The 22961-nt window shown below is 61.9% G+C and carries 27 protein-coding genes and 1 pseudogene; 7 read left to right on the top strand and 21 right to left on the bottom strand.

From position 1 onward, the window contains the following. Nucleotides 1-66: 66 nt before the first annotated feature. The 8 genes from LU688_RS14535 to LU688_RS14570 all read right to left on the bottom strand — a co-directional run bounded on the left by LU688_RS14535 (nucleotide 67) and on the right by LU688_RS14570 (nucleotide 7165). Entirely contained in the window at nucleotides 67-375 is a 309-nt protein-coding gene (locus LU688_RS14535) for a DUF3077 domain-containing protein (protein ID WP_158659506.1), read from the bottom strand. Between the two features lie 76 nt (nucleotides 376-451). Continuing rightward, nucleotides 452-688, bottom strand: coding sequence for a hypothetical protein (locus LU688_RS14540; protein ID WP_028688843.1), 237 nt, complete (start codon nucleotides 686-688; stop codon nucleotides 452-454). A gap of 364 nt (nucleotides 689-1052) precedes the next feature. Continuing rightward, complete coding sequence (locus LU688_RS14545; RefSeq protein ID WP_104443843.1) at nucleotides 1053-1604, bottom strand: YdeI/OmpD-associated family protein; 552 nt, start codon at nucleotides 1602-1604, stop codon at nucleotides 1053-1055. 22 nt (nucleotides 1605-1626) lie between these two features. After that, nucleotides 1627-2760 carry an aminotransferase class V-fold PLP-dependent enzyme gene (locus tag LU688_RS14550; RefSeq protein WP_104443842.1) on the bottom strand — a complete coding sequence of 378 codons (1134 nt, stop codon included), beginning with the start codon at nucleotides 2758-2760 and terminating at the stop codon, nucleotides 1627-1629. A 142-nt stretch (nucleotides 2761-2902) separates the two neighbouring features. Further along, nucleotides 2903-4426, bottom strand: coding sequence for an HAL/PAL/TAL family ammonia-lyase (locus LU688_RS14555; protein WP_104443841.1), 1524 nt, complete (start codon nucleotides 4424-4426; stop codon nucleotides 2903-2905). A gap of 12 nt (nucleotides 4427-4438) precedes the next feature. Continuing rightward, the gene (locus LU688_RS14560) at nucleotides 4439-5272 is read right to left on the bottom strand and encodes a quaternary amine ABC transporter ATP-binding protein (RefSeq protein ID WP_104443840.1); all 834 of its coding nucleotides are present in this window, start codon (nucleotides 5270-5272) and stop codon (nucleotides 4439-4441) included. Then, a complete protein-coding gene (locus LU688_RS14565; protein ID WP_023628999.1) occupies nucleotides 5269-6120 on the bottom strand; it encodes an ABC transporter permease in 852 nt (283 codons plus the stop codon). The genes LU688_RS14560 and LU688_RS14565 overlap by 4 nt, the downstream gene beginning before the upstream one ends. A gap of 76 nt (nucleotides 6121-6196) precedes the next feature. Then, nucleotides 6197-7165 (bottom strand): ABC transporter substrate-binding protein, encoded by a 969-nt coding sequence (locus LU688_RS14570; RefSeq protein ID WP_023629000.1) that lies wholly within the window; start codon nucleotides 7163-7165, stop codon nucleotides 6197-6199. A 102-nt stretch (nucleotides 7166-7267) separates the two neighbouring features. On the opposite strand from LU688_RS14570, the gene LU688_RS14575 reads away from it, so the two are divergent. Then, a complete protein-coding gene (locus LU688_RS14575) occupies nucleotides 7268-8182 on the top strand; it encodes a LysR family transcriptional regulator (protein WP_232888149.1) in 915 nt (304 codons plus the stop codon). A 76-nt stretch (nucleotides 8183-8258) separates the two neighbouring features. Here the strand turns inward: LU688_RS14575 and LU688_RS14580 are convergent, their stop codons facing one another. From LU688_RS14580 to LU688_RS14590, 3 genes are all read right to left on the bottom strand, one after another. After that, nucleotides 8259-9659, bottom strand: a complete 1401-nt coding sequence (locus LU688_RS14580; RefSeq protein ID WP_104443838.1) for an MATE family efflux transporter — start codon at nucleotides 9657-9659, stop codon at nucleotides 8259-8261. Nucleotides 9660-9892: 233 nt separating this feature from the next. After that, nucleotides 9893-11038: an AAA family ATPase gene (locus LU688_RS14585; protein WP_038706146.1), complete on the bottom strand. Its 1146-nt coding sequence runs from the start codon at nucleotides 11036-11038 to the stop codon at nucleotides 9893-9895. 14 nt (nucleotides 11039-11052) lie between these two features. Then, nucleotides 11053-11913, bottom strand: a complete 861-nt coding sequence (locus LU688_RS14590) for an RNA ligase family protein (RefSeq protein WP_160290670.1) — start codon at nucleotides 11911-11913, stop codon at nucleotides 11053-11055. Between the two features lie 298 nt (nucleotides 11914-12211). Between LU688_RS14590 and LU688_RS14595 the strand changes: the two genes are divergently transcribed. Then, nucleotides 12212-12430 (top strand): hypothetical protein, encoded by a 219-nt coding sequence (locus LU688_RS14595; RefSeq protein ID WP_023630431.1) that lies wholly within the window; start codon nucleotides 12212-12214, stop codon nucleotides 12428-12430. A 38-nt stretch (nucleotides 12431-12468) separates the two neighbouring features. On the opposite strand, the gene LU688_RS14600 is transcribed toward LU688_RS14595, so the two are convergent. Next, a complete protein-coding gene (locus LU688_RS14600; RefSeq protein ID WP_023630432.1) occupies nucleotides 12469-12924 on the bottom strand; it encodes a PACE efflux transporter in 456 nt (151 codons plus the stop codon). 116 nt (nucleotides 12925-13040) lie between these two features. Between LU688_RS14600 and LU688_RS14605 the strand changes: the two genes are divergently transcribed. Then, complete coding sequence (locus LU688_RS14605) at nucleotides 13041-13943, top strand: LysR substrate-binding domain-containing protein (protein WP_023630433.1); 903 nt, start codon at nucleotides 13041-13043, stop codon at nucleotides 13941-13943. A 71-nt stretch (nucleotides 13944-14014) separates the two neighbouring features. Here LU688_RS14605 and LU688_RS14610 read toward each other — a convergent pair whose 3' ends face one another. Together LU688_RS14610 and LU688_RS14615 are read right to left on the bottom strand one after the other, a co-directional pair. Beyond that, nucleotides 14015-14395 carry a hypothetical protein gene (locus LU688_RS14610; protein WP_023630434.1) on the bottom strand — a complete coding sequence of 127 codons (381 nt, stop codon included), beginning with the start codon at nucleotides 14393-14395 and terminating at the stop codon, nucleotides 14015-14017. 96 nt (nucleotides 14396-14491) lie between these two features. Then, nucleotides 14492-14743 (bottom strand): hypothetical protein, encoded by a 252-nt coding sequence (locus LU688_RS14615; RefSeq protein WP_023630435.1) that lies wholly within the window; start codon nucleotides 14741-14743, stop codon nucleotides 14492-14494. Between the two features lie 295 nt (nucleotides 14744-15038). Here LU688_RS14615 and LU688_RS27780 point away from each other — a divergent pair. Continuing rightward, nucleotides 15039-15315, top strand: a pseudogene (locus tag LU688_RS27780) (SDR family oxidoreductase); the annotation flags it as partial. Nucleotides 15316-15552: 237 nt separating this feature from the next. Here LU688_RS27780 and LU688_RS14625 read toward each other — a convergent pair. The 5 genes from LU688_RS14625 to LU688_RS14645 form a co-directional block, all read right to left on the bottom strand. After that, complete coding sequence (locus LU688_RS14625; protein ID WP_232888148.1) at nucleotides 15553-15741, bottom strand: hypothetical protein; 189 nt, start codon at nucleotides 15739-15741, stop codon at nucleotides 15553-15555. Nucleotides 15742-15900: 159 nt separating this feature from the next. Beyond that, the gene (locus LU688_RS14630; RefSeq protein ID WP_160290671.1) at nucleotides 15901-16251 is read right to left on the bottom strand and encodes a cytochrome d ubiquinol oxidase subunit II; all 351 of its coding nucleotides are present in this window, start codon (nucleotides 16249-16251) and stop codon (nucleotides 15901-15903) included. Next, entirely contained in the window at nucleotides 16209-16850 is a 642-nt protein-coding gene (locus tag LU688_RS14635) for a cytochrome ubiquinol oxidase subunit I (RefSeq protein ID WP_160290672.1), read from the bottom strand. Before LU688_RS14635 ends, LU688_RS14630 begins: the two co-directional genes overlap by 43 nt. 20 nt (nucleotides 16851-16870) lie before the next feature. Next, the gene (locus tag LU688_RS14640; protein WP_110604657.1) at nucleotides 16871-17089 is read right to left on the bottom strand and encodes a hypothetical protein; all 219 of its coding nucleotides are present in this window, start codon (nucleotides 17087-17089) and stop codon (nucleotides 16871-16873) included. Between the two features lie 72 nt (nucleotides 17090-17161). Further along, the gene (locus LU688_RS14645) at nucleotides 17162-17875 is read right to left on the bottom strand and encodes a DUF72 domain-containing protein (RefSeq protein ID WP_038706148.1); all 714 of its coding nucleotides are present in this window, start codon (nucleotides 17873-17875) and stop codon (nucleotides 17162-17164) included. A 161-nt stretch (nucleotides 17876-18036) separates the two neighbouring features. Between LU688_RS14645 and LU688_RS14650 the strand changes: the two genes are divergently transcribed. Beyond that, nucleotides 18037-19137, top strand: a complete 1101-nt coding sequence (locus tag LU688_RS14650) for a mechanosensitive ion channel family protein (RefSeq protein WP_110604655.1) — start codon at nucleotides 18037-18039, stop codon at nucleotides 19135-19137. Between the two features lie 17 nt (nucleotides 19138-19154). Here the strand turns inward: LU688_RS14650 and LU688_RS14655 are convergent, their stop codons facing one another. Then, nucleotides 19155-19679 (bottom strand): cupin domain-containing protein, encoded by a 525-nt coding sequence (locus tag LU688_RS14655; RefSeq protein ID WP_038706150.1) that lies wholly within the window; start codon nucleotides 19677-19679, stop codon nucleotides 19155-19157. Nucleotides 19680-19823: 144 nt separating this feature from the next. Here LU688_RS14655 and LU688_RS14660 point away from each other — a divergent pair, with 144 nt between their 5' ends. Both LU688_RS14660 and LU688_RS14665 read left to right on the top strand, forming a co-directional pair. After that, a complete protein-coding gene (locus tag LU688_RS14660; protein WP_110604653.1) occupies nucleotides 19824-21611 on the top strand; it encodes a thiamine pyrophosphate-requiring protein in 1788 nt (595 codons plus the stop codon). Between the two features lie 97 nt (nucleotides 21612-21708). Then, the gene (locus LU688_RS14665) at nucleotides 21709-22248 is read left to right on the top strand and encodes a type 1 glutamine amidotransferase domain-containing protein (RefSeq protein ID WP_023630686.1); all 540 of its coding nucleotides are present in this window, start codon (nucleotides 21709-21711) and stop codon (nucleotides 22246-22248) included. A 66-nt stretch (nucleotides 22249-22314) separates the two neighbouring features. Here the strand turns inward: LU688_RS14665 and LU688_RS14670 are convergent, their stop codons facing one another. After that, complete coding sequence (locus LU688_RS14670; protein WP_160290673.1) at nucleotides 22315-22839, bottom strand: hypothetical protein; 525 nt, start codon at nucleotides 22837-22839, stop codon at nucleotides 22315-22317. Between the last annotated feature and the right edge of the window lie 122 nt (nucleotides 22840-22961).

Here is a 22961-nt window from a genome sequence, read left to right on the forward strand (position 1 = left end):
GCGATGGGCCGCAAAGCGGCCCTGAGGTCTAACAGGCTGACGCCAGCCAGAGCGACCATCGCATTCCTACTCAGCCCTCCGACCCACCATCAACCCATGGTTCACATCCTGTGCCAGCGCCTTGGCCATGCCACTGAGGTAATGCACGGCAGTCAGCAACGTCGGCAAATGATCCGTCTCCACCATCGCCAGATCGCTGATCTTGTGCACTGCACACATCAGCACGGTTGCCTGTTCAACCGCATGGTCCATCGAATGGCCCGCCACAACACGGAACAGCGGGTCTTGACCACCCTCCTCTCCAGCCTCGCCGAAATGCCCGACGCCAGTGGTGGCGAGCTTCCTGATGCTTGGGGTTTGCAATTCCTTATCCATACCATTCCTCCTGCGGCCCCGCGAACTGCACGGGGCCTGATCGGTGAACATCAAATGTGAGCCCAGGCTCACCAGGTCAATGCCGGGATTGCACGCGGCTCAACGCCACTTCCACCAAGGTGCGGGCGCTGTCGATTTCATGCATGGCGGCGAGAGTCAGGACCTGGCCTGGCGGTTTGGCGTGCAGCAGGACGGTCTGCTGGCTGACGGTCAGCGCGCAGACAAGGTATTCAGATATCTGGACCAGAAGGTCTTCAAGGGTGTGGGTGGTGTATTTGTCGTGTAGCGGTGGATCGGGGACGATCTTTAACATGATAAAGCTCCGATATCTGACTGGAGCTACCACATCTCTGCTGTCAAACAAATGGGTGGCAGCGGTACGTGGGTTGACAGACCGAGGATATCGGAACTCGGCGCACCGAAGTGCCCCACGCACAGCCGCCATAGAGCGTTGCGCATGATCCGTATATCAGGGGACGGTCTGTCAAAACCGTGTCGTCGAATTTGCGGCGACTTGGCGAGACTAGATGGCTGATGGGGCTGCTGCAATGACTGGAAGGCGGTGGGAGTATGTTTCGGAAACGGACTACAGAGAAGAGGGAAAATCCGATTCACAGCACATATAAGGCATCAAAGTGCTGGTTGCGCCACTGGATGTTCCCAAGCTGAACCACAGGTCAATTTTCCGCATCAGGCGCCCGAAATGCTTTGCTGTAGTAACCAGACGAGTCGAAACAGCAAACCGCCTTCTTACCGGCCGCAAGCATCTCGCAGGCATCCCCAATTCGCTTTTCACGCGTATTGAGTTGCTTCGCTGAAGTAATCCAGTGGATCCAGTCCACCCGCGCGAGGGTCGTCGTTGTGCTCCAAACCTTTTGAGCCTCAGGCCTGCTTGCCAAGGCTTTCTCGAAATCCGCTGGGATATCAGGCTCGGGCTCCTTCTTCACCGGGATCAGTTCGAGGGTGACGATATCGCCACAGGCCACACCCGCTGCATCGAGCAACTCGCTACCGACCTTCAACCAATGGCTCAGCTGACCATCGGGCTCAAGGGTTGCCCGAAAAGGATGCCCATTGATCGTCCCGTCAACAGTCGCCCTTCCCCGCCTCGGAAGCCGTTCACTCGCGTCCCTTGGAAGCACTACGAACGCCCACAACCTGCCATCACCGGGCTTTGCCGGACGCAGAAGCTTGGCTTCGAATCGCGACCTCGCATCCTCTGCTGTCATGGCAGGTTCTCCAACCGTGCGCTTATTTAACCATCACCTCGTCCAGCGCCTGCTCAAGGGTGCTGATCGTACGCTCGATATTGTGCAGCTTTTCGAGCCCGAACAGCCCGATGCGGAAGGTCTGGAAGTCGGCCGGCTCGTCGCATTGCAACGGCACGCCAGCGGCGATCTGCAGGCCGTGGCTGGCGAACTTCTTACCACTCTTGATATCGGCATCATCGGTGTAGCTCACCACCACGCCAGGGGCCTGGAAGCCTGCTGCGGCCACGCTCTTGATGCCTTTGCGGGTCATCATTGCGCGCACCCGATCACCCAGGGCCTGTTGTTCGTCGCAGACCTTGTCGAAACCGTAGGCCTGCGTCTCTTTCATCACTTCGTTGAATCGCGCCAGGGCATCGCTGGGCATGGTCGCATGGTAGGCGTGGCCGCCCTGCTCATAGGCCTGCATGATCTGCAGCCACTTCTTCAAGTCGCAGGCGAAGCTGGTGCTTTGCGTCGATTCGATGCGCTCTAGGGCCAACGCGCTGAGCATCACCAGGGCGCAGCAAGGTGAGGCGCTCCAGCCTTTCTGCGGTGCGCTGATCAGCAGGTCGACTGCGCATTTGTCCATATCAACCCAGATCGCGCCTGAGGCGATGCAGTCCAGCACGAACAGGCCACCCACCGCATGCACGGCGTCGCCCACGGCCCGCAGGTACTCATCGGGCAGGATGATCCCTGATGACGTTTCAACGTGGGGGGCGAAGACAATCTGCGGTTTCTGCGACTCAATGGCCGCCAACACTTCTTCCAGAGGGGCCGGGGCGTAGGCCGCCTGGCGCCCCGCTTCAACCGGGCGGGCTTTGAGCACCGTTGTGGCCGCCGGGATATTGCCCATCTCAAGGATCTGGCTCCAGCGATAACTGAACCAGCCGTTGCGTAGCACCAGGCATTGCTGGCCGGTGGCAAACTGCCGGGCTACCGCTTCCATGCCGAACGTGCCACTGCCCGGGACCACCGCAACCGACTGGGCGTTGTAGACCTGTTTCAGGGTGGTTGAAATGTTCTTCATCACACCTTGAAACGACTGGGACATGTGGTTGAGCGAGCGGTCCGTGTAGACCACCGAATACTCGACCAGCCCCTCGGGATCGATACCGGGATAAATCTTCGACATGGTGTGGCTCCTTTGGCAGAGTTGTCCTTGGCATCGACCCTGCCCTAAGCCATTGCAAATGACAAGATGCATTGAGAGCCCGGCGATAAGGCCCTCAATTACATACCAGCCTTCTGACCGCCGCTCCTGCTGCCTGCATCGCTCATTGCAGTTCGGGGAAGGCCACTCCAAGCAGGCCGGGATCTTTCAGGATCGATGCACTGCTGGCGATATCCGGTGCCAGCCAACGGTCCTGGGCATAGGCCGGAACCCGCTCGCGCAACAACCGCCAGGCAATGCTGGTACCGGCGCCAAAGCGCTGCTCCTTGAGAAACTCGAAGGCCTGGGCCGCCAACAGGTACTCGATGGCGAGGATCTGCGTGCAGTTCTCCAGGGCGCGGTGCAGCTTCAGCCCGGCATTGGTGCCCATGCTCAGGTGATCCTCCTGCAGGCCGGAGGTGACGTAGTTGTCGATGACGGCCGGTTGAGCCAGCTGACGGTTTTCGGCACACAGGGAAGCGGCCACGTACTGGACGATCATCATGCCCGAGTTCACCCCCGGCTGACTGACCAGGAAGGCTGGCAAACCGCTGACCAACGGGTTGATCAGGCGATCGAGACGACGCTCGGCAATCGCCCCGATCTCGGCCACCGCAATCGCCAGCAGGTCGGCCGCCATGGCCACGGACTGGCCGTGGGGATTGGCCTGGGAAACCACCCGATACGACTCGGGTGTGCCCAGCAACATCGGGTTGTCGGTGGTGGAGTTGAGTTCGGTCTCGATCTGCCGCGCCGCGTGTTCCAGCTGATCGCGCGCGGCGCCATGCACCTGCGGGATCGAGCGAATGCTCAAGGCGTCCTGGGTGCGAATGCCATGGCTGCTGGCAATGATTTCGCTGCCCTCGAGCAGGCACCGCAGATTCCTGCCCACGCGCTGCATGCCCGGGTGCGGTTTCAGCGCGATGATTTCAGGGTCGAAGGCATCGAGCTGGCCGCGCAGGGCTTCGAAGCTCATGGCGCCGATAACATCCGCCCATTGGCTCAGCCGAGTGGCATCGTCCAAAGACAGGCAGCTAAGGCCGGTCATGCAAGGGGTACCGTTGACCAGGCACAGGCCATCCTTGGCCCCCAGCTTGATCGGCGCCAGGCCGACCTCGGCCAAGGCTTGCTGCGCCGGCACGATCTGGCCGCGATAGCTGACCTGGCCGACGCCCAGCAAGCTGATGCTGATATGGGCCATGTGGGTCAGGTACCCCACCGACCCCTGTTTCGGCACCTGCGGGGTGATGTGCTGGTTGAGCAAAGTCAGCAGCGCCTCGACCACCTTGCGCTGAAGGCCGGAACGGCCCTGGCAGAAGTTGATGATCGCCGCGCACATGATCGCCCGGGTCTGCTCGTCCGACAGCGCAGTACCCACGCCGCAGGCATGGCTGAGCAAGGTGTTGTGCGACAGCTGGCTGAGCTGTTCGTCCTGCAACGAGACATTGCACAAGGCGCCAAGCCCGGTGTTGACGCCATAGGCGCGGTCACCGCTGGAAACGATGCGCTGGACAATCGCCTGGGCGTTCTCGATCCGCGCCCAAGCCGATGGGGCCAGCTCAAGCTTCGCGCCATGCCGGGCCACAGCCACCACGTCCTGCCAGCGAACGGGCGTGTCGGCGATGATGATCTTTTCGGCAAACGACATACACGCGGGTCCTTATAGCGAAGCTACGCGACGCTGCACGAAACGATCGACGTATTCGTCCGCAGGCTGGTAGAGGATTTCTTTCGGCGTGCCAACCTGGATCAGGCGGCCGTCCTTGAGGATGGCAATGCGGTTGCCGATGCGCACCGCTTCGTCCAGGTCGTGGGTGATGAAGACGATGGTCTTGTGCAGGGTCTTTTGCAGTTCCAGCAACTGGTCCTGCATTTCGGCGCGGATCAGCGGGTCGAGCGCACTGAAGGCTTCGTCCATCAGGATGATGTCGGTGTCGGCAGCCAACGCACGCGCCAGGCCCACACGTTGGCGCATGCCGCCCGACAACTGGTGCGGGTACGATTTTTCGTAACCCTTCAGGCCCACGGTATTGATCCAGTGCAGGGCACGCTGCGTGCACAGGGCTTTGCTCTCGCCACGGACTTTCAGGCCGTAGGCGACGTTGTCCAGCACGGTGCGGTGCGGCAACAGGCCGAAGCTCTGGAACACCATGCTGATCTTGCGCCGGCGGAATTCGCGCAGGGCCTGCATGTCGTACTGCAGAATGTCCTCGCCATCGACCAGGATCTGGCCGCTGGTGGGGTCGATCAGGCGGTTGAAGTGACGCACCAGGGTCGACTTGCCCGAGCCCGACAACCCCATGATCACGAAAATCTCGCCGCTGCCGATGGACAACGACAGATCGTTTACCCCCACCACACAACCGGTTTCGGCCAGGACCTGCTCTTTGCTTTTGCTCTGGCGGATCAATTTCAGGGCATCTTCGGCACGCGCACCGAAGATCTTGAAGACGTTTTTGACTTCGATCTTGTTCATCGTCTGCTTGGCGCTCATTTGCCCACCCCATGCCGTGGCCGGCCATAGGCCTGGGTAATGCGGTCGATCACAACCGCCAGAATCACAATGGCCAGGCCCGCTTCGAGGCCGCGGCCCACGTTCAGGGTCTGGATGCCGACCAGGACGTCTTCACCCAGGCCACGGGCACCGATCATCGAGGCGATGACCACCATCGACAGGGCCATCATGGTGGTCTGGTTGATACCGGCCATGATGCTCGGCAACGCCAGTGGCAACTGCACGCCGAACAGTTGTTGCAGGCGATTGGCACCGAACGCGTTGATCGCCTCCATGACCTCGCCATCCACCTGGCGAATGCCCAGGTCGGTCAGGCGAATCAGCGGCGGCGCGGCATAGATGACGGTGGCAAAGATCGCCGGCACCTTGCCCAGGCCGAACAGCATCAGTACCGGGATCAGGTACACGAAGCTGGGCATGGTCTGCATGATGTCGAGCAGCGGCATCAACACTGCCCGCAGGCGATCGTTGCGCGCCGACAGGATACCCAGCGGGATGCCGACCAGGACTGAGATCAGCGTGGCCACCAGCATCAGCGCCAGGGTCTGCATCAGCTTGTCCCAGAGCCCTACCGCACCGACCAGGAACAGCAAGCCGACGATCACCGCGGTGGGTACGATTCTGCGGGTGGCGTGCCAGGCAATACCGCCGACGACGGCCAGCATCAGCCACCAGGGTGTTGCGCGCAGTAAACCTTCAAGATTGACGATGGCCCACAGCAGGGTGTCGGAAATGTGCCGGAACACGTCACCGTAGTTGGTGACCAGCGCATCGACCCAACCATTGACCCAGTCGGCAATGGAAAACGTGAAGTCTTTGGGAAACATGGAGTTCTCTCGAGCAAGTGCGTGAAGCGGACTGCTGTGTGGCATGCCCGGCAGGCGCCGGACCGGCCCACACCCTTCAGAGTGCCGCGTCTACCTTTTTGGCTGCGTCTTCGCTGACCCAGCTGTGCCAGACTTCGGGGTGCTCCTTGAGGAACGCCTTCGCCAGTTCCGCCGACTCGATGCGGTCCCTGGTCATGCGCGCCAGGTTCTGGTTCAGCAGATCGATCGGCAGGTTGACCTTTTCCAGCACCGCCACCAGTTCCGGCGCCTGCTCGTGGAAGGTCTTCGACACACCCACCTTGATGGTCACGGATTTGTCCACGCCTGGCTTTTCGTCCAGCTTGACCAGGTCGGCCTGGCCCATCAGCGGGGTTGGCGACCAGTAGTAGAAGAGGATCGGCTCGCCACGCTTGTAGCTCGAGAGCACGGCGGCATCCAGTGCCGGGCCGGTGCCCGGGCGGAAGTTGGTGTAGCTGTTTTCCAAGCCATAGCTCTTGAGCATCTGGCTGTTGTCCAGCTCGCAGGTCCAGCCAGCCGGGCAATTGTAGAAGCGCCCCTTGTCCGGTTCTTCCGGGTCCTTGAATACCTGGGCGTATTGCCCCAGGTCGGCAATGCTCTTGAGGTTCGGTGCCTTGGCTTCGAGTTTGCGCTTGGCATCGCCTTCGATCACATAACGCGGCACATACCAGCCTTCGACCGCGCCAACCACTGGCGAGCCGACACCGACGACCTTGCCGGCGGCCTGCGCCTTGTTCCAGACCTCGCTGCGCCCTACCCACTCCTCGGCGAACACCTGGATATCGTTGCTGCTCAGGGCGTTCTCCATGGAGATGGAGTTACCCGGCAGGCTGTCGGTGTCACAGCCATAGCCATTTTTCAGCACGAACTGCATCACCTCAGTGAGCAGCATCCCGCTTTCCCAGTTCAGACCGGCGAATTTCACCGGCTTGCCAGACTCGCACCAGCCGGCGGCCTGGCTGGCGCCAGCGCACGCCAAGAGCCCTATGGAAAATGTCGTGGACAGCAGAGCTTTTGTAATTGTCATTGTGACGCTCCCAAACAAGATGATCACTGCGCAGGAGAAATATTTCACAACGATAAAAAAGGATAAAATAATAACTCCTGATGCATCACCACGGAAAAACCTATGAAGTTCACACTCAGGCAGCTTCGCTACGCGCTCGCAGCGGCCAAGCACGGAAACCTGACCACTGCCGCCATGGAGCTTCATGTATCACAGCCTTCCATCTCGGCGGCCATCACCGAACTGGAGGAAGTGCTGGGCCAGGCAATCTTCATACGCCAGCGTGGTCTTGGCATATCGCTGACTCCCTTCGGTCGTACCGTCATGGTGCAAGCGCGTCGCGTGCTGGCAGAGGCCCAGACCTTTGCCGAGATCAATGCCGATGCAGGCGAGTGTATCGGGGAACTGGTGGTGGGCTGTTTTGAAGATCTGGCGCCCTATTGCCTGCCGCAGATCGTGCGACGGATGCAGCAGTCCTGCCCACGGGTCACGGTCGATATGCGCGATGGCAGCTTCGATTATGTTGGCAAGCGACTCAGTGAGGGCGCGATAGAGCTGGCCATCACCTATGACCTGGGTTTACCGCCAAACACTCAATGCACCCAGCTGTGTCAGCTGACTGCCCAGGTGCTGCTGTCGGCCGATCACCCATTGGCCAAGGCACCGCGCGTCAGCCTCAAGGCGCTGGCCGAATACACCCTGGTCGTCACCGATCAGGTCCACAGTTGGCAGCATGTGCTGGATCTGTTCAGCTTTTACGACATTTCACCCGCGGTTGTGCACCGTGTGCGCACCTTTGAGTTGCAGCGCAGCCTCGTCGCCAATGGTTTTGGCGTGGCGCTGATTTATACCCGGCCATTTGGTGACCATAGTTATGATGGCCAGGCGCTGGTGTGTCGGCCGACTCAGGAGAAACTGCCAACCCATAGCATCGTACTGGCGCATGACCAGCGCTACCCGCTGACGCCTTCGGCCGAGGCGTTCAAGGAGCTGGCGGTGGCATGGTTCGCCGAGCGACCGTCGTTTGCATCCGAGTGAACGACAGGTAGGGCGCATGTCACAGGAGGACGGCTGATACTCAGCTGAGGAGTGTCTTCGATGCTCGCATTCAGGTTCACAAAGCGTTCTCGCTAGCTGAATGAGACTCCAGGTGAAGACGGTTTTCGGCCCCCCGAATGGCTTTGGCGATTCGCCAGAAGTAAATTAAGCCAATCAAAAGTTCGAACACCGAACCAATAACCCAGCATGTTATTAGCGACGACGGGGCGTCACGATTGCTCATGGCGACGCAATAGATCAACGGAATGCTCATGCACCACATCAGCGTCAGGCGCACGACCAGTGAAAATCGGGCCATGCCAATACTCTCCAGGACGGCGGCCCCGGTCATCGAGAAGACAAAGGCAGTGGAGAATGTCCACAGCACGCGTTGTGTATCGATGGCCAGGGCCATCGTCTGCGCGTTTTGTCCCAGATCACCAAACGCCCTGAGCAAGACTTGCGGCACTGTGATTTGAACGGTGGAAACCAGCAGGACGTAGAGCAGTTCAATGATCACCGTGACCCGCAGGATCATTGCCAACTCGGTGTAGCGCCCCTTGCCCACTGCAGTGGCACACAAAATACTGCAACCAATGCCTAACCCAATGATTGGGATGATGCCTAGGTAATTCACGGTTAGGTTAACGTTGTTTGCCGCTAGTGCACTGGCGCCCAGTACCGCCACAATCCAGATGAACGCAGTGTTTCCTAGCTGATCCACTCCGGCGGATAGGCCACCGGGAACACCTCTACGCAACCGGAAAAACAGCTGCGGCACTAGGTGCTCGCTGCGGGCAATGAAGATGTTCATCACCTCAAGCCAGACTTCTCGAGGCAGCATTACGGCATAGCATGCCAGCATGGACAGCGTGCCGATCAATGTACCGACAGCGGCCCCAGTCATGCCCATTTCGGGCAGCCCGAACTTGCCGAAGACCAGGCCGACAGTGAAGATCGAGTCGATTACTTGACCGATGATTCCCACTATAAGTGTTTCGCGGGTGCGACCAACACCGTTGAAAAACGAGGACAGCGCCGTGTCGATCGTCATTACGCCACCGAAGAGCGCCGCCCAGAGCATATACCGCGACTCCAGGTTGACAATCTGCGCTGGTCGAGAGCTGAGCTGTGGGATCATCGCGATCAGCGGGGCTGCGATGAACAGCAGGGCCCCACAGGCCATACCGAGGAGCAGCCCCAGTGCAGCTTCACGCGAAGCTGCACTGGGCCCTGATCGACCATGCGCCTGCGCAATAAAGGAACGTGCCACCCCCACCGTGCTACAGAAAAACGCGATGATCGCCATGCTTGTGAATACCGCAGGGCCAGACGCGGCCAGCGTATCTTGTGAGTAGTGCGCCAGGCATAGTCTGTCGACCAGCATCATCAGTAAATTGCCGACCATCGTTCCCATCAACGGAAACGAGACAGTGAAGATTCTTTTCGCCACTCCTGAGTCAAACCAGTGCCGCATATTCACGTTCCTTTGTTTAGCAGCTACCGCGAGGGCACTTAGTCAGCGCTACGCCCGTGTTAAATAATACCTGACCGATATATCCCGCCTGTGGCGGTTTTCCCACTAGAGCGGACAAATTGCCAACTGATCGCTTTTCGCCGTTAAGGCAACTCCGAACAAGCCCGTCAGATCGAAAAGGCGCACTAAAGTCAGAAGAGTCCGAAACTTGTCAATATTCTTCTGATCGATGCTCAGCCCGTCACCACCTCATACCTCACCCGATGCGCCTCGGTCGGCAACGGCACCTCCCACTTGAACATCATCCGCCGTATATCGTCATTGCGCAGCGACGTATCGCGGCGCTGGTTGCGCCGCATGATCTCGTCCTCCGGCCGCTCCAGGTAGACGATCTCCACCTGCGCCCCGTAGCCGTACAGCAAGTCCAGCGTACGGCTGCGCATCTGCGCCGACAGGTGCGTCGAGTTCCACACGAAGGGCCTGCGCTCGCGCAACAGCGCCTTGGCCCGGTCGATGGCGTAGTGCGCGGCCGCGCCTTCGTTCTGGCCGTGGCGCAGGCCCAGGGCCTGGCGCGCGTCGTCGAACGACACCACCGGCAGGTCCGGGTGGTGTCGGGCAGTCCAGGTATCCTTGCCGCTGGCCGGCAGGCCGGAGAGCATCACCACCTGGGAGCCCTGGGGTTCGTGCAGCGCATAATCCGGATGCACACGGGCGCCACGCAGGTACTGAATGCGTGTGTAGTCGTCGGCAAACGCTCGCGGGCCGTACAAGCACCCCTCCTCTGCCGCCAGCTCGCGCCACAGTTCGATGGCGGTCAATACATCGGCCTTGCCGGCATAGTGGCGGCCCTGCATGTCGGCCTCGGCCACCGCGCAGAGCATCCACACCGGCAGTTCCCAGGACAGCTTGTGCAGCAGAAACTCCGCGCTGCGTCCGCTGCGGTCACCCTGCAGGGCAAAGAACGGCAATTGATGCACAGTGATGATCCGGCAGATCTGTTCGCGCAGCGCGAACGGCACGCCAGCGCGCCACAGCAGCAGGCGTGCATCCACCGCGCCTCGGCGCGAGTGGCCGGGTTGGCCGATGCGCCCGGTCTGCGGGTCGATCACCGTGGTGTCGGGCTTGGCGATGTCATGCAGCAGGGCTGCAAAGAACAGCACAAAGCGCTGCTCGGCGCTGGCGTCGCGGTAGGCGCTCTGCGCCAGCAACGCTTCGACCACCAGGCGGGTATGGACCCACACATCGCCCTCGGCGTGATAGGTCGGATCCTGCGGGGTGTCGGCCAGGCGTGCCAGGGCCGGGATGGCCGCGAGGCAAGCGGCGCTGTCCATGTCGTGCCCGGGGTCGGGCACCAGTTGTTGCAGTTGGCGAATATCCATTTCGGGAAGCTCCTTCAGTAGCCGCGGCGTTCGCCCTGCCAGTCCAGGGACAGGCGCGGTGCGTAGAGATCGACGCCTGCGGCCAGTTGATTGGGTATGAACGGTTGGTTGGCATGGTGCTGGTCGGCGTCGAGGATGGCCTGGACAAAGTCCTGGCGCACCCACTTGAGCCGGCCCAGGGTCTGGCGCTCGTCTTCGAGCTTCAGGTACAGCCCCTCCATGCGGCTCGAGCGGTCGCATTGGCGCCAGGCGCGAGCCAGGTCGAGGCCTTCGCGGCGTACCACTTGCTCGAACACTTCGCGCCAGTGCGCGGTCTTGGCCAGCGAGTCGCCGAGCAACGCCATCAAGTCGGCGTAGCGGCGCGGTGCCGGGCCTTCGTACAGCACCGGCACCGACAGCACCGGGCCGTCCGCGAGCAGCTGTCGGCGCGCCGCAGTGGACAGGAACTGGCCTGTGGCGCGGTCCCACACGTCGAACTCGCAGAAGAAATGCGGCAGGTGGTCGTAGAACACCGAGTGCTTCTTGTGCAGCCACTCGCCATACAGCACGAAGCGGTCTTCAAGACGTTCGAGCAACCAGTGCTCGTGGGCCACGGCCCATTGCTTGAACAGGTTGAACTGGCGCTCGCGGCCGCCGCCGCTGAGGTAATGGCCACGCGATTGCAGGCGTAGCTCGCCACCGTTGGTAAAGCTGATGCCGGCGTTGGCGCCGTCGAGTTTCTCTTCCACCACCAACCATTGGCCAGCCAGCGAGCCATAGGCCACCTGGCCGGCATCGCTGTCGCCGTCCTGCAGGCGCGAGCCTTGCAGATGTGCTGTGCGGGGGTATTTGAGCAGTTCGAGGGAATGTGCGTCGGCACGAAAATCCATGTTCATGGGTTTCTCCTTGGAAATAGGGAAAAACCGACGACAGGATCAGGCAGGTACGAGGATGAAGCGCCGCCGCGCGCAAGCACGGGCAGCCATCAGGCACGATGGACCGTCGTCGGTATCAGGCGTGTTTGATGGCGCAGGGCACTGGCTTCACCACTTTGGCAAAAGGTTGCGGGGATTCGAGGGCGCGTATTCAACAGCAGGTATCGGTCGCGGGTCAAGCCCTCGGTAGCAGCAATGTGATAGCATCTGCGCGCCCCTGGAGGGGCAATCTTCTGATATCCCGCAAGGAATACGCTTCGTGAAAGACTTCGTCATCAGCGTCAACAACATCGTCCTCTACGTCTCCCTGGCCGTTATCTGGCTGTTCGCCCTCATCACACTGTTCACCGGCGGATTCCTGCCAGCCCTGGGTGTGTTCGTGGTCGGCAGCCTCGGCTGGTGCATCGTCTCCGGCTTCTGGTTCGTCCAGTCGGCCACCTACGAAGAGCTGCGCAAGCTCAACGCCAGCAAGGACTGACGCATCCGGGCGGCTCGGCACCTCGCCTCGCAGCCGCCCTACCCTCGCCCCGCACAAGCCTCGGCCGATACCTCGCCCTGCGCCGAGACAGGCACATCGAACACGCGGTCGAACGCCCACTGAAACACCAGCGCATAAAAGAAGAAGAACACGAACAACACCAGGTCGGTCACCAGCGCCGCCCACCAGGAAATCTGCAGCCACCAGGCCACCAGTGGCACCAGCAGCAGTACCAACCCACCTTCGAACCCCGCCGAGTGCAGCAAGCGCCTGCCGAGGGTGCGGGCACGGTTCGGCTGACGGCGCTCCCAAAACTCGAACAGGTAGTTGTACACCACGTTCCAGGCCAGCGCGCTGGCGGACAGCATCAACGACAGGGCACCGGCATGCGCCAAACCGTTGTCGTAGAACATGGCGATGGCCGGTGACAGCACGGCGACGGCGATCGCCTCGTAAAGAACGGCCTGGACGATCTTGCGGGCGGGACCTTGCATGGCGGTGCACCTGTGGGCGGTGAAAGCGGATGCCGCCACGTTAGCGCTCGGTGACCGCCACGAAAAATGAGATAAATTGAGCGGGCATCAATCCAATTCATCCCTCGAGGTGGTCGGTGTTCTCTTCGCTTCCGCTCAACGCGTTGCGCAGCTTCGAGGCCGCGGCGCGCCTCACCAGCTTCAAGGCCGCGGCCGAGGAGCTCTCGGTCACGCCCGGGGCCATTTCCCACCAGGTGAAGGTGCTGGAGACCCGGCTTGGCACTTTGCTGTTCGAGCGCAGCGCGCAGGGTGTGAGGCTCACCGAGCAAGGCGAGCGGCTCTATCGCCAGGTCCATGGCGCACTCCTGGATATCAGTCGTAGCCTGGAGCACTTCCTGCCCGGCACCGCATCACAGTCCCTGACCCTGTCCACTACGCCCGGGCTGGCCGCCGCCTGGCTGATTCCGAGGTTGGGCGATTTCTACCGTGCTTTCGAGGCGTTCAACCTGCGCATCGACACCGGCAACGAACTGGTCGACCTGCTGCGCGATTCCAGCATCGACCTGGCAATTCGAGCCGTCAGCCACACCGACCCGAAGCTGTTCAACCTGCCGTTGATGGAGGAGCGTTTCGCGGTCTATGCCGCGCCTGAGGTGCTCGCCGCCATGGCAGTTGAACAGCTCCAGTTGATCGACCTGCGCTGGCAGGTCCCGCAAGGCTGTTCGATCAGCTGGCAGCTTTGGTGTGAGGCGGCGGGCTGCCAAGACTGGCTTGAGCGTGCACGCATGCGCGAATTCGATGACGAGCATTTTGCCTTGAGCGCCGCCGTTGCAGGCCAAGGCCTGGTGCTCGCCAGCAACGTACTGGTGGCCGATAGCGTGCAACGTGGCGAACTGGCGGCCTTCCGGCCCGACGTCAGCCTGCCGGGGCCGCGCTACATGGCGGTCTGCGTACCGGGCCGGGAACGGCAGCCACACATGAAGGCACTGTTGGCCTGGCTGGCCGAAGTGGCCGCAGCGACCATAACGGAGGCGCGTTGAGTAACGCCGGTGGATCAGGCATGGCTGCCCTTCTCCAAGCCTAGAACCGTCACTGGCCGGTCAGCGCCGCATCAGCCTTTTCTGCGCAACGCCTCGACCAGTTGCGCCTTGGTCATGCGCGAACGCCCCTTGATATCCTTGCTGCGCGCCTCTTTCATCAGGCTTTCCTTGGTCTGCGTCTCCAGTGAGGTGCCAGATTGACGTCCATGGCCCTGACGGGTTTTCGCGGCCCGCTTGGCCGAATCTGAACGTGCGGTCTTCTTTTCGCTCGACGACGTCTTGCTGCCCGATCCGCCGGACTTGTCGCCGCCGCCGGACTGCTTGTTGACGGTAGCCCAGGCACGGGACTCGGCCTCGTCCTTGGACAGGCCCTTGTGCTCGTAGCTTTGCTCGATGTGTTCGGCCTTGCGCTTCTGTTTCTCGGTGTACTTGTCTTTGTCTCCACGGGGCATGTCGCTCACTCCTGAGTGGGTTCGGCTGAACGGTTGAAGCCATTGCCGCTGACGAAGTGCGATCGGCTGGACGAATGGTCGGCAGTGCCCAAGCAGCTACACAAGGTGGTAGTCCGCGCCGGCCACCGCCTTCACGAACGCTCGATCAGCAAGCCGGCGCAGGTCGCGCCACTCAGTCCAGTCGATCAACCGCAGCCGGTCCATCTCGTCGGCCTGGCGCAGGAGTTCATCGTGATAGGTGCTTGGACAGTGCCGGCGCAGGGCCTGGTTGTCGTAGGTGTCGAACCAGTGGTTGATCGCTGCCAGCCGGCATTGCGCCGGGGTCATCGGGTCGCTGAAGGCATTCATCTCGGACCGCCCTGCTTTCTTTGACGGAAGATGCCTGTGCGTCGCACGAGGTTCCCTCCAGCCGCCTGGACGGTCGGCGCGACGCAAATGCCACTGGTGATCTGCGCTTGAACTTTAACGCGCTTCCTGGCTTCCCCTGAATAGACCATCCCCACAGCGTACAGGAGAACCAACCCATGAGGCCTTTGATCTGTCACGGTACCGGCGATGTCCGTATCGAAATGCTTGCGGATCCGCTCGTCCTGAGCAGGCACGGCTGTGTGTTTCGCACTATCGCCACACGGAGCGTGCAGCCATGATCGATCCCGCCACCGGTATGAAGCCGGGAGAACGCTATACCGTGGAAAACCTCGAGCGGGTGCATCCGTTCACCGGCTTCTTCCTCGACGGCAAGTACTATCTGGGGCCGGAGCTGCTGACCGCCGTGGGGTGGCTGGAGGGGCGGCGATTCATCTATGACAACCTCGATGCCACGGGCGAGCCGGTGTTCGCCAACCGCTTCGCCGGCGAGATCAAGGACCTGGTGCTGACCTTGGCGGATGGCACTTCCCTGGCAGTGTCGCGCCTTGAACACTGGCCTCCCGACGAGGGGGGCAGTGAAGTCGAACAGCCTGGACAGCGGCCATCAGTACCTGAAGTTCCAGCCTTCGCAGCGACGCAGGGACGGCGTCTGGTGGCGGGTGTCGAGCGCCTGCAACGCCACCCCGCAGCCATCCTGGCAACCGCCTTGGCCCTGGGATTCGTGGCAGGCTGGGTGCTGGCGGCACTTGAGCGCAGGCGCCAATAGACGTACCAGAAACGCGTGCGCCCTACCCTGGTCTTCGTCTGTCACTTAGTGACATGTGCGGCTTGAAGATAAGCGTAAAGCTGCCGGTCAGGCGCGAACGCAGCTCCTTGGGCATGGTGTATCCGAAGTGGACAAGCCATGCGCCGTCACCCAGCAGAAAGGTATCGCCCCGATAGCGCTTGACCTCGGTTTCGCTGATGCCAATTTCCATTGCCACATCCAGGTCGGTCGGGGGAGTCGTCATTATGCAGAGGCCTCTGGCCGTATTTTTATTGGGAGTTGGATAGCGCCTGTTTGACTTGCATAAGGGCATTTACCCTGCCAGGCGTTCAGCACATTTCCTGAATGTCGGACGAATGGCGTGGCGCATTCATTGGCCAGGCGTCGTCCCCTGCCTGTCCGAGGCCCTGACCTTCCCCGAAAACACCCTGAAGCCCCAGGTGTTGTAGCCCAGCGTGACAGGCACAACCAGGGCAAAGCCAACCAGTACAAACACTTGAGTGGCAGCGCTTGCCGCCGCCTGTTCGAGTGTCAGTGCTGGCGGGATGGCATTGGGAAAGAGCGCTACCAGCATGAGGGTGAATGCCACGACGATCATGCCCAGGGCACAAGACAGCGGCAGCCAGTGGTGTACACAGCGCCAGGCGCGAGCGAACCCCACCAGCAATCCAATGCTCGCTACCCCCCTACGAGCAGCGAGGGCTGGCCGAAGCGATGCCAATACCGCGTATCGAGTTGCAACGTCAACGCCAGCACACCAGCCATCGCCGCCAGGGCAAGGCCGCAGAGCACCTTGGCCTGGCTGGCCGCCCGACGTTGCAGCGGGCCTTCGCATCGCCAGTACAGCCAGCAGGCACCCAGCCATGAGTAACCCAGCACCAGCGCCAGTGCACAGGCCACCGCGCAGGTCGCGAAAAAATGCAGCTTCGGCCCGACCTTGTTCTGGCCGAACAACATCACCCCGAGAAAACCCGCTTTCAGAAAGAATGCCACCAGTACCTCATAGAGCATCAATGGACCGATGATCTCGCCGACTGCCAGCGACAGCCGTGCCCAATTCAGACCGAACTGATACTCCATGACCAGGCCGGAGGCGGTCCCGGCGGCCACGGTCAAGGCAAACACTTTCAGCCAGTAGCGGTATAGCGCCAACACGGCTGGCTGTCGGCGCCACAGCCACCAGGCTTCCAAGGCCATCAACCACTGCGCCAGGCCAATGCTGAAGGCGGCAAGGACAATATGAAGACCAATGGTGATGGCGAATTGAGCCCGCGCGGCCAGCAGCGCCGCAGCCGCATCGGCGTGCTCAATCAAGCTCATCCCTCGCTGGCACGTCTATATCAGGCTTTGTCGTCAACGTCGCGCAGGCGCTTCTCGATCGCACGGGTCTGCTCTTCCTGCTCTTTGATTGAAGTCGGCGTTATCACCTTGTCGACTGCCTCTGTATCCGGATCCGGGCGCTCGAGCACCGGATCCGGCGCAGGCCGCCCTTTTTGGGCCTCTTCCGAGGAAATGGGGCGTGGGGTCTTGTCAGCGGGTTTGGATTCAGGCTGTTTCATGAAAGGGTCCCGTGGCGGATGACTGTCTTTCAGAAGAGTACCGGCCGCCTGGGAAAGTTTGATCCGACTGCATCAGCACAACTGATCCCAGGTTGCCAGGGCATTGCCCAAGGCGGCGCCGGCGGCGGTATTGTCGAATATGCACCAGATATCTGTCTGGCTGGCAGCACTCGCCCGCAGCCGCGCCGCCAAAGCCTGCAGGTAATGGTCGGAATAAGCGCTGTAGTAGACACGCGGCTCGCCATGCAGGCGCCAATACTCCAGCCCGGGCCACCCGCCGGGCTCGGCATCGCTGACCAGGCGCGGCGGGCTGGCGGCCACCTGGGCGATGCGCAGCGCGACGAGCATTGACTGCGCCGCATGCCACGAAGCGTGGCGCGGCTCGACCGCCACTGGTCCGGCATGGCGTTCGCGCAACGCTTCGAAGAAGCGCCGCGCCGATTGCGCGTCGTAGGCCAACGAAGGTGGCAACTGGACCAGCAGGCAACCGAGGCGCTCCCCCAGCTGGCCGCACTGGGCGAGAAACCCATCGAGCAGCGGCCCGCAGGCGTGCAGGCACTGTTCATGGGTGATGGTCCTGGGCAGCTTGACGGAAAAGCGAAAGGTCGTCGGCACCGAGGCGGCCCATCGCGCATAGGTTTCAGGGCGGTGCGGGCGGTAGAACGCGCTGTTGATCTCGACCGCGTTCAGCCGCCGCGCATAGCGCTGCAGGTGGCTGCCTTGCGCGGGAAACGCGTCGACATAAGGCCGCGAAATGCTCCAGCCGGCACAGCCTAGATAAATCATCCGCTTGCTCCTGTCAGGCGCTGTGAAGCGGTGGAGTGGCGGCGGGGTCAAGACGTTCCGAAAACCCGGCGGAGAAAATCCGATCGACCTCTGGCCGCACCTCGACGTCCCATGAAAGGACGCTGCACATCCCCCGAGGGCAACCAGGAGGCGAGCCACTCATGAATGACCGCATCATTGAACTGTTCACCGATACCACGCTATTCGGTATCTCAATCCTCAACCTGCTGCTGGCGTTGGGCGTCGCCACCCTGACCTTTGTCGCGGCGCGGGCGGCGATCAGCTTCGTGCAGCGGCGGGTACGGCGCTGGTCGGAACACGACGGCGCGTTCAGCCAGGTACTGGCCAAGGTGCTCGACGGCACCAGCAATGCCTTGCTGCTGCTCGCCTCGCTGCTGGTGGGCCTGGGCATGCTCGATTTGCCCGAGCGTTGGCTGGCCCGGGTGGGCAGCCTGTGGTTCGTGGTGGCGGCGCTGCAGATCGGCCTGTGGGCCAACCGCGCCATCGCCCTGGGCCTGCGCCGCTATTTCGCCCGGCACGGCGGCGACGGGCTGAACCAGGGCAGCGCGCTGGCTACCTTGTCCGCCTGGGGCGCGCGGGTACTGCTGTGGTCGGTGGTGGTGCTGGCCATGCTGTCCAACCTGGGGGTGAACATCACCGCCTTCGTCGCCAGCCTCGGGGTGGGTGGCATCGCCGTGGCGCTGGCGGTGCAGAACATCCTCGGCGACCTGTTCGCCTCGCTGTCGATCGCCGTGGACAAGCCCTTCGAGGTGGGCGACTTCATCGTCGTCGGCCCCCTGGCCGGCACCGTGGAGCATGTCGGGCTGAAGACCACGCGCATCCGCAGTCTGGGCGGCGAGCAGATCGTCATGGCCAATGCCAGCATGATCAGCAGCACCATCCAGAACTACAAGCGCCTGCAAGAGCGACGCATCGTGTTCGAGTTCGGCTTGTCCTACGACACCCCCACCGATGCCGTGAAGAAGGCACCCGGCATCATCGAGGAGGCGATCAAGGCACAGGGCCAGGCACGCTTCGACCGCGCCCACCTGCGTGGTTTCGGCAAGGAGGCGCTGGAGTTCGAGTGCGTGTATATCGTCAAGGACCCCGGCTACAACCTGTACATGGATATCCAGCAGGCGATCAATTTCCACCTGCTGGAGCGTTTCTCCAGGATCGGTGCCAAGTTTGCCGTGCCGGTGCGGGCGATCAAGGTCACCGCGCTACCCCAAGAAGACATGCTGCGCTTCAAACAGGCCTGAAAGCCTTTGGCTGGTGATCAGCGCCATAGCGTCATCAGGGCGCCTCGTGCGCCGGTCACCGGATCTTGCGCTGGCCTGGGCACGGCGGCGATGCGCGCCAGCGCCTGGTCGTGCGCGCCATCCTCGGGTCGTTGGATGGCGTACTGCTCCTGCCCCAGCGGGTAAGCCCCCACCACCAGGAAGTCATCGCTGTGCTCGACACAGCAATGGCCAGTGCCAGCCGGCAGTACCAGGACATTGCCCGCTTTCACGGTCAACGTCTGGCCGCCCGCGCCGCCCAGTGTCACCCGCGCCTGCCCGCTTGCGACACCCAGCACCTCATGGGCATTGGGGTGGAAATGCTGGTACTCAAAAATGCCGTCGCGCCACAACGGCGTCCATTGGTGGGCGGCGAACAACGCCTCGAACGCGCTGGCGTTGTCATCGGCCGGTGCAAGGCGCAGGCGGTAGAGCAATACGGCGAAGCGGCTGTTCGGCGTCGCGCCGTCATCGGCGAAATGCAGCGTCCTCTGCGGTTGGGTGGTGCTGTCGAGGGTAAACATGAGGGCCTCGCGATGAAGTTGGGCAATACCCTTGAGAATACGAGCCAGCTTCGAGGTTCATGCCGGGCGACCAGCTACACCCAGTGAAACTTTCGCCTGCGCGATCCAGTCCAGACCCTATCCATCACTGACAGGGACACGACGATGACAACGACGGTAGGTGACTTCCTGGTCGAGCGTTTGTACCAGTGGGGCGTGCGGCGTATCTATGGTTACCCGGGCGACGGCATCAACGGTGTGTTCGGCGCGTTGAACCGGGCCAACGGCAAGATCGAATTCATTCAGGCCCGCCATGAGGAAATGGCCGCGTTCATGGCCAGCGCCCACGCCAAGTTCACCGGTGAGCTGGGCGTATGCATCGCTACCTCGGGCCCAGGTGCCTCGCACCTGCTTACCGGCCTGTACGATGCGCGCATGGATCACCAGCCGGTGCTGGCCATCGTTGGCCAGCAGGCACGAGCGGCGCTGGGCGGGCACTATCAGCAGGAGCTGGACTTGCTGTCGATGTTCAAGGATGTGGCCGGGGCGTTCGTGCAGCAGGCGTCCACCCCTGCCCAGGTACGCCACCTGCTCGACCGCGCCGTGCGCACGGCCGTGGGCGAGCGCCGGGTAACCGCCATCATCCTGCCCAATGACCTGCAGGACCTGCCCTATGAGGCGCCCGCCAGGGCCCACGGCACCGTGCACTCCGGCGTCGGCTACAGCAAGCCGAAGGTGCTGCCCTACACGTCTGACCTTCAGCAGGCCGCCGATGTGCTCAATGCCGGTCGCAAGGTGGCCATCCTGGTCGGTGCTGGCGCTCTGCAGGCGAGCGAACAGGTGGAGGCGGTGGCCGAAAAGCTCGGGGCGGGCGTTGCCAAGGCACTGTTGGGCAAAGCCGTGCTGCCGGATACCCTGCCCTGGGTCACAGGGTCCATCGGCCTGCTCGGCACCGAGCCCAGCTACAAGCTGATGACTGAGTGCGACACCTTGCTGATGATCGGTTCGGGTTTTCCCTATTCCGAATTCCTGCCCAAGGAAGGCCAGGCTCGCGGCGTGCAGATCGACCTGCAACCTGACATGCTCAGCCTGCGTTATCCGATGGAGGTCAACCTGGTCGGTGACGCCGGCGAAACCCTGCAGGCGCTCTTGCCATTGCTCGAGCACAAGCCCGACCGGCGCTGGCGCAAGAAGATCGAAGGCTGGCGCGCGCGCTGGGACAAGACCCTGGAAAAACGCGCCCTGGCCAAGGCCGACCCGATCAACCCGCAGCGGGTGGTGCACGAGCTCTCCCCGCGCCTGCCGGATGCGGCCATCGTCACCAGTGACTCCGGCTCCTGCGCCAACTGGTTCGCGCGTGACCTGATGATCCGCCAGGGCATGCAGTGTTCGTTGTCCGGCGGCCTGGCGTGCATGGGCGCCGCCGTGCCCTATGCGATCGCCGCCAAGTTTGCGCACCCGCAGCGCCCGGTGATTGCCCTGGTGGGCGACGGTGCGATGCAGATGAACAACCTGGCCGAGCTGATCACCGTGGCCAAGTACTGGCAGCAATGGGAAAACCCCAAATGGATCTGCGCCGTGTTCAACAACGAGGACCTCAACCAGGTCACCTGGGAGCAGCGGGTCATGGAAGGCGACCCGAAGTTCGAGGCGTCCCAGTCCATACCCGATGTGCCCTACCACCTGTTTGCCATTTCCATCGGCCTGCAGGGCATCTTCGTCGAGCGCGAAGACGAGGTCGCCAGCGCCTGGGATCGGGCCCTGGCCGCCGACCGCCCGGTGCTGATCGAATTCAAGACCGACCCCAACGTGCCGCCGCTCCCCCCGCACATCAAGCTGGAACAAGCGAAGCAGTTCGCCAGCACCCTGCTCAAGGGCGACCCTGACGAGGCAGGGATAATCGTGCAGACGGCCAAGCAGGTCCTGGGGACGCTGTTACCTGGCAAGCACTGATGTCCGGTGCGCGGCGAGGCCTTCCGGCAATCCGTTGGAACTTCGCCGCACGCCCGGGGCCTGCCCTATCAAGCCTATCAATAAAGGAAACACGACGATGAGTGCACAATTGAATGGCAAGCGCGTGGCCTTTCTGGTCACCGACGGGTTTGAACAGGTGGAGTTGACCGGCCCTCGTGAAGCCCTGCAAAAGCTGGGCGCGGTGGTCGATATCCTGAGCGAAAAAGATGGGACTGTACGCGGCTGGAATCACGACCAGCCCGCCGACGAATTCCCGGTGGATGCCACGTTCGAAAGTGCCCGGCTCGATCTGTACGATGCCCTCGTGCTGCCCGGCGGCGTGCAGAACTCCGACACCATTCGTCTGATACCCGGCGCCCAGGAATTGGTCAAAAGCCATGACTCTGCAGGCAAACCGTTGGCGGTGATCTGCCACGGTGGATGGCTGCTGGTCTCGACCGGCCTGGTCAAGGGCAAGCGAATGACCAGCTACAAGACGTTGCAGGACGACATCCGCAACGCCGGCGGCAGCTGGATCGATGAAGCGGTGGTGGTGGATGGTAACCTGATCAGCAGCCGTACGCCGGACGATATCCCGGCGTTCAACGAACAGTTGATCGCTGCGCTGGGGCGCTGACATTGCCGCACGGCCCCTGCCCCGCGCCAGCGGTCGGGGGCCATGCTTCCCCGCATGACAACCTAATCAGGCCAATTGGATATACACCGAGTAACTCCCCAGCAGCACCCAGAACACCAGAAAGATCCACGGAGTACGCAGGGAAAAGAGCAATGACTTGCGATGCCCCGCACGTGATGTTTCGGCCTCGCAGAACAGGGGCGATTCGTCATAGGCCAGCCCCATCAAGGGCTCGCTGCGCAGCAAGTGGCTCTGCTTGAGTTGCCAGTGATCGATGATGTTGTACGCCGCGCGAATACCTGGCCAGGCATTGAGCGAACTCAGCACGCCAAGCAAAGCAAGGAACGCGGGCACGATCAGGGTGAACATCTCCCCCCACCCTTGATTGAGGTTGCCCATGGACGAGACGAAAGCGATGACCAGAAACGACTGGGCGGCCAGATAGGCGTCGGTACGATTGGCCAGGATGCTGGTTTCGTACTGGATCTCGCGCCGATAGAAGTCCAGACGCTCCTTGGGCGAACCGAACATCCTGGCGTTGTGCTCGCTGATTTCGTGTTCGGGGGTCGATGGGGTGATGATTCGAGGCACACGGCTCTCCTGCAATCAAGCTCCGGGCAAGTAAGAAATCGAGGAGCTTGATGCGGTAGAACCGGCAATGCAGGGCAAAATTCAATCCATTTTGGCGTTGACCTAATCGGCGCAGCGGCCCT

Origin of the sequence: Pseudomonas soli, assembly GCF_021283165.2 — a bacterium.
Lineage (GTDB): Bacteria > Pseudomonadota > Gammaproteobacteria > Pseudomonadales > Pseudomonadaceae > Aquipseudomonas > Aquipseudomonas soli.

What these genes read in the sequence shown, in the direction of transcription:
- LU688_RS14580 (WP_104443838.1), bottom strand. Translation starts at nt 9,659, where the DNA reads ATGCGGCACTGGTTTGACTCAGGAGTGGCGAAAAGAATCTTCACTGTC.
- LU688_RS14585 (WP_038706146.1), bottom strand. Translation starts at nt 11,038, where the DNA reads ATGGATATTCGCCAACTGCAACAACTGGTGCCCGACCCCGGGCACGAC.
- LU688_RS14555 (WP_104443841.1), bottom strand. Translation starts at nt 4,426, where the DNA reads ATGTCGTTTGCCGAAAAGATCATCATCGCCGACACGCCCGTTCGCTGG.
- LU688_RS14565 (WP_023628999.1), bottom strand. Translation starts at nt 6,120, where the DNA reads ATGTTTCCCAAAGACTTCACGTTTTCCATTGCCGACTGGGTCAATGGT.
- LU688_RS14545 (WP_104443843.1), bottom strand. Translation starts at nt 1,604, where the DNA reads ATGACAGCAGAGGATGCGAGGTCGCGATTCGAAGCCAAGCTTCTGCGT.
- LU688_RS14625 (WP_232888148.1), bottom strand. Translation starts at nt 15,741, where the DNA reads ATGGAAATTGGCATCAGCGAAACCGAGGTCAAGCGCTATCGGGGCGAT.
- LU688_RS14650 (WP_110604655.1), top strand. Translation starts at nt 18,037, where the DNA reads ATGAATGACCGCATCATTGAACTGTTCACCGATACCACGCTATTCGGT.
- LU688_RS14590 (WP_160290670.1), bottom strand. Translation starts at nt 11,913, where the DNA reads ATGAACATGGATTTTCGTGCCGACGCACATTCCCTCGAACTGCTCAAA.
- LU688_RS14640 (WP_110604657.1), bottom strand. Translation starts at nt 17,089, where the DNA reads ATGAAACAGCCTGAATCCAAACCCGCTGACAAGACCCCACGCCCCATT.
- LU688_RS14615 (WP_023630435.1), bottom strand. Translation starts at nt 14,743, where the DNA reads ATGAATGCCTTCAGCGACCCGATGACCCCGGCGCAATGCCGGCTGGCA.
- LU688_RS14570 (WP_023629000.1), bottom strand. Translation starts at nt 7,165, where the DNA reads ATGACAATTACAAAAGCTCTGCTGTCCACGACATTTTCCATAGGGCTC.
- LU688_RS14665 (WP_023630686.1), top strand. Translation starts at nt 21,709, where the DNA reads ATGAGTGCACAATTGAATGGCAAGCGCGTGGCCTTTCTGGTCACCGAC.
- LU688_RS14660 (WP_110604653.1), top strand. Translation starts at nt 19,824, where the DNA reads ATGACAACGACGGTAGGTGACTTCCTGGTCGAGCGTTTGTACCAGTGG.
- LU688_RS14575 (WP_232888149.1), top strand. Translation starts at nt 7,268, where the DNA reads ATGAAGTTCACACTCAGGCAGCTTCGCTACGCGCTCGCAGCGGCCAAG.
- LU688_RS14550 (WP_104443842.1), bottom strand. Translation starts at nt 2,760, where the DNA reads ATGTCGAAGATTTATCCCGGTATCGATCCCGAGGGGCTGGTCGAGTAT.
- LU688_RS14600 (WP_023630432.1), bottom strand. Translation starts at nt 12,924, where the DNA reads ATGCAAGGTCCCGCCCGCAAGATCGTCCAGGCCGTTCTTTACGAGGCG.
- LU688_RS14560 (WP_104443840.1), bottom strand. Translation starts at nt 5,272, where the DNA reads ATGAGCGCCAAGCAGACGATGAACAAGATCGAAGTCAAAAACGTCTTC.
- LU688_RS14645 (WP_038706148.1), bottom strand. Translation starts at nt 17,875, where the DNA reads ATGATTTATCTAGGCTGTGCCGGCTGGAGCATTTCGCGGCCTTATGTC.
- LU688_RS14610 (WP_023630434.1), bottom strand. Translation starts at nt 14,395, where the DNA reads ATGCCCCGTGGAGACAAAGACAAGTACACCGAGAAACAGAAGCGCAAG.
- LU688_RS14535 (WP_158659506.1), bottom strand. Translation starts at nt 375, where the DNA reads ATGGATAAGGAATTGCAAACCCCAAGCATCAGGAAGCTCGCCACCACT.
- LU688_RS14635 (WP_160290672.1), bottom strand. Translation starts at nt 16,850, where the DNA reads ATGAGCTTGATTGAGCACGCCGATGCGGCTGCGGCGCTGCTGGCCGCG.
- LU688_RS14655 (WP_038706150.1), bottom strand. Translation starts at nt 19,679, where the DNA reads ATGTTTACCCTCGACAGCACCACCCAACCGCAGAGGACGCTGCATTTC.
- LU688_RS14540 (WP_028688843.1), bottom strand. Translation starts at nt 688, where the DNA reads ATGTTAAAGATCGTCCCCGATCCACCGCTACACGACAAATACACCACC.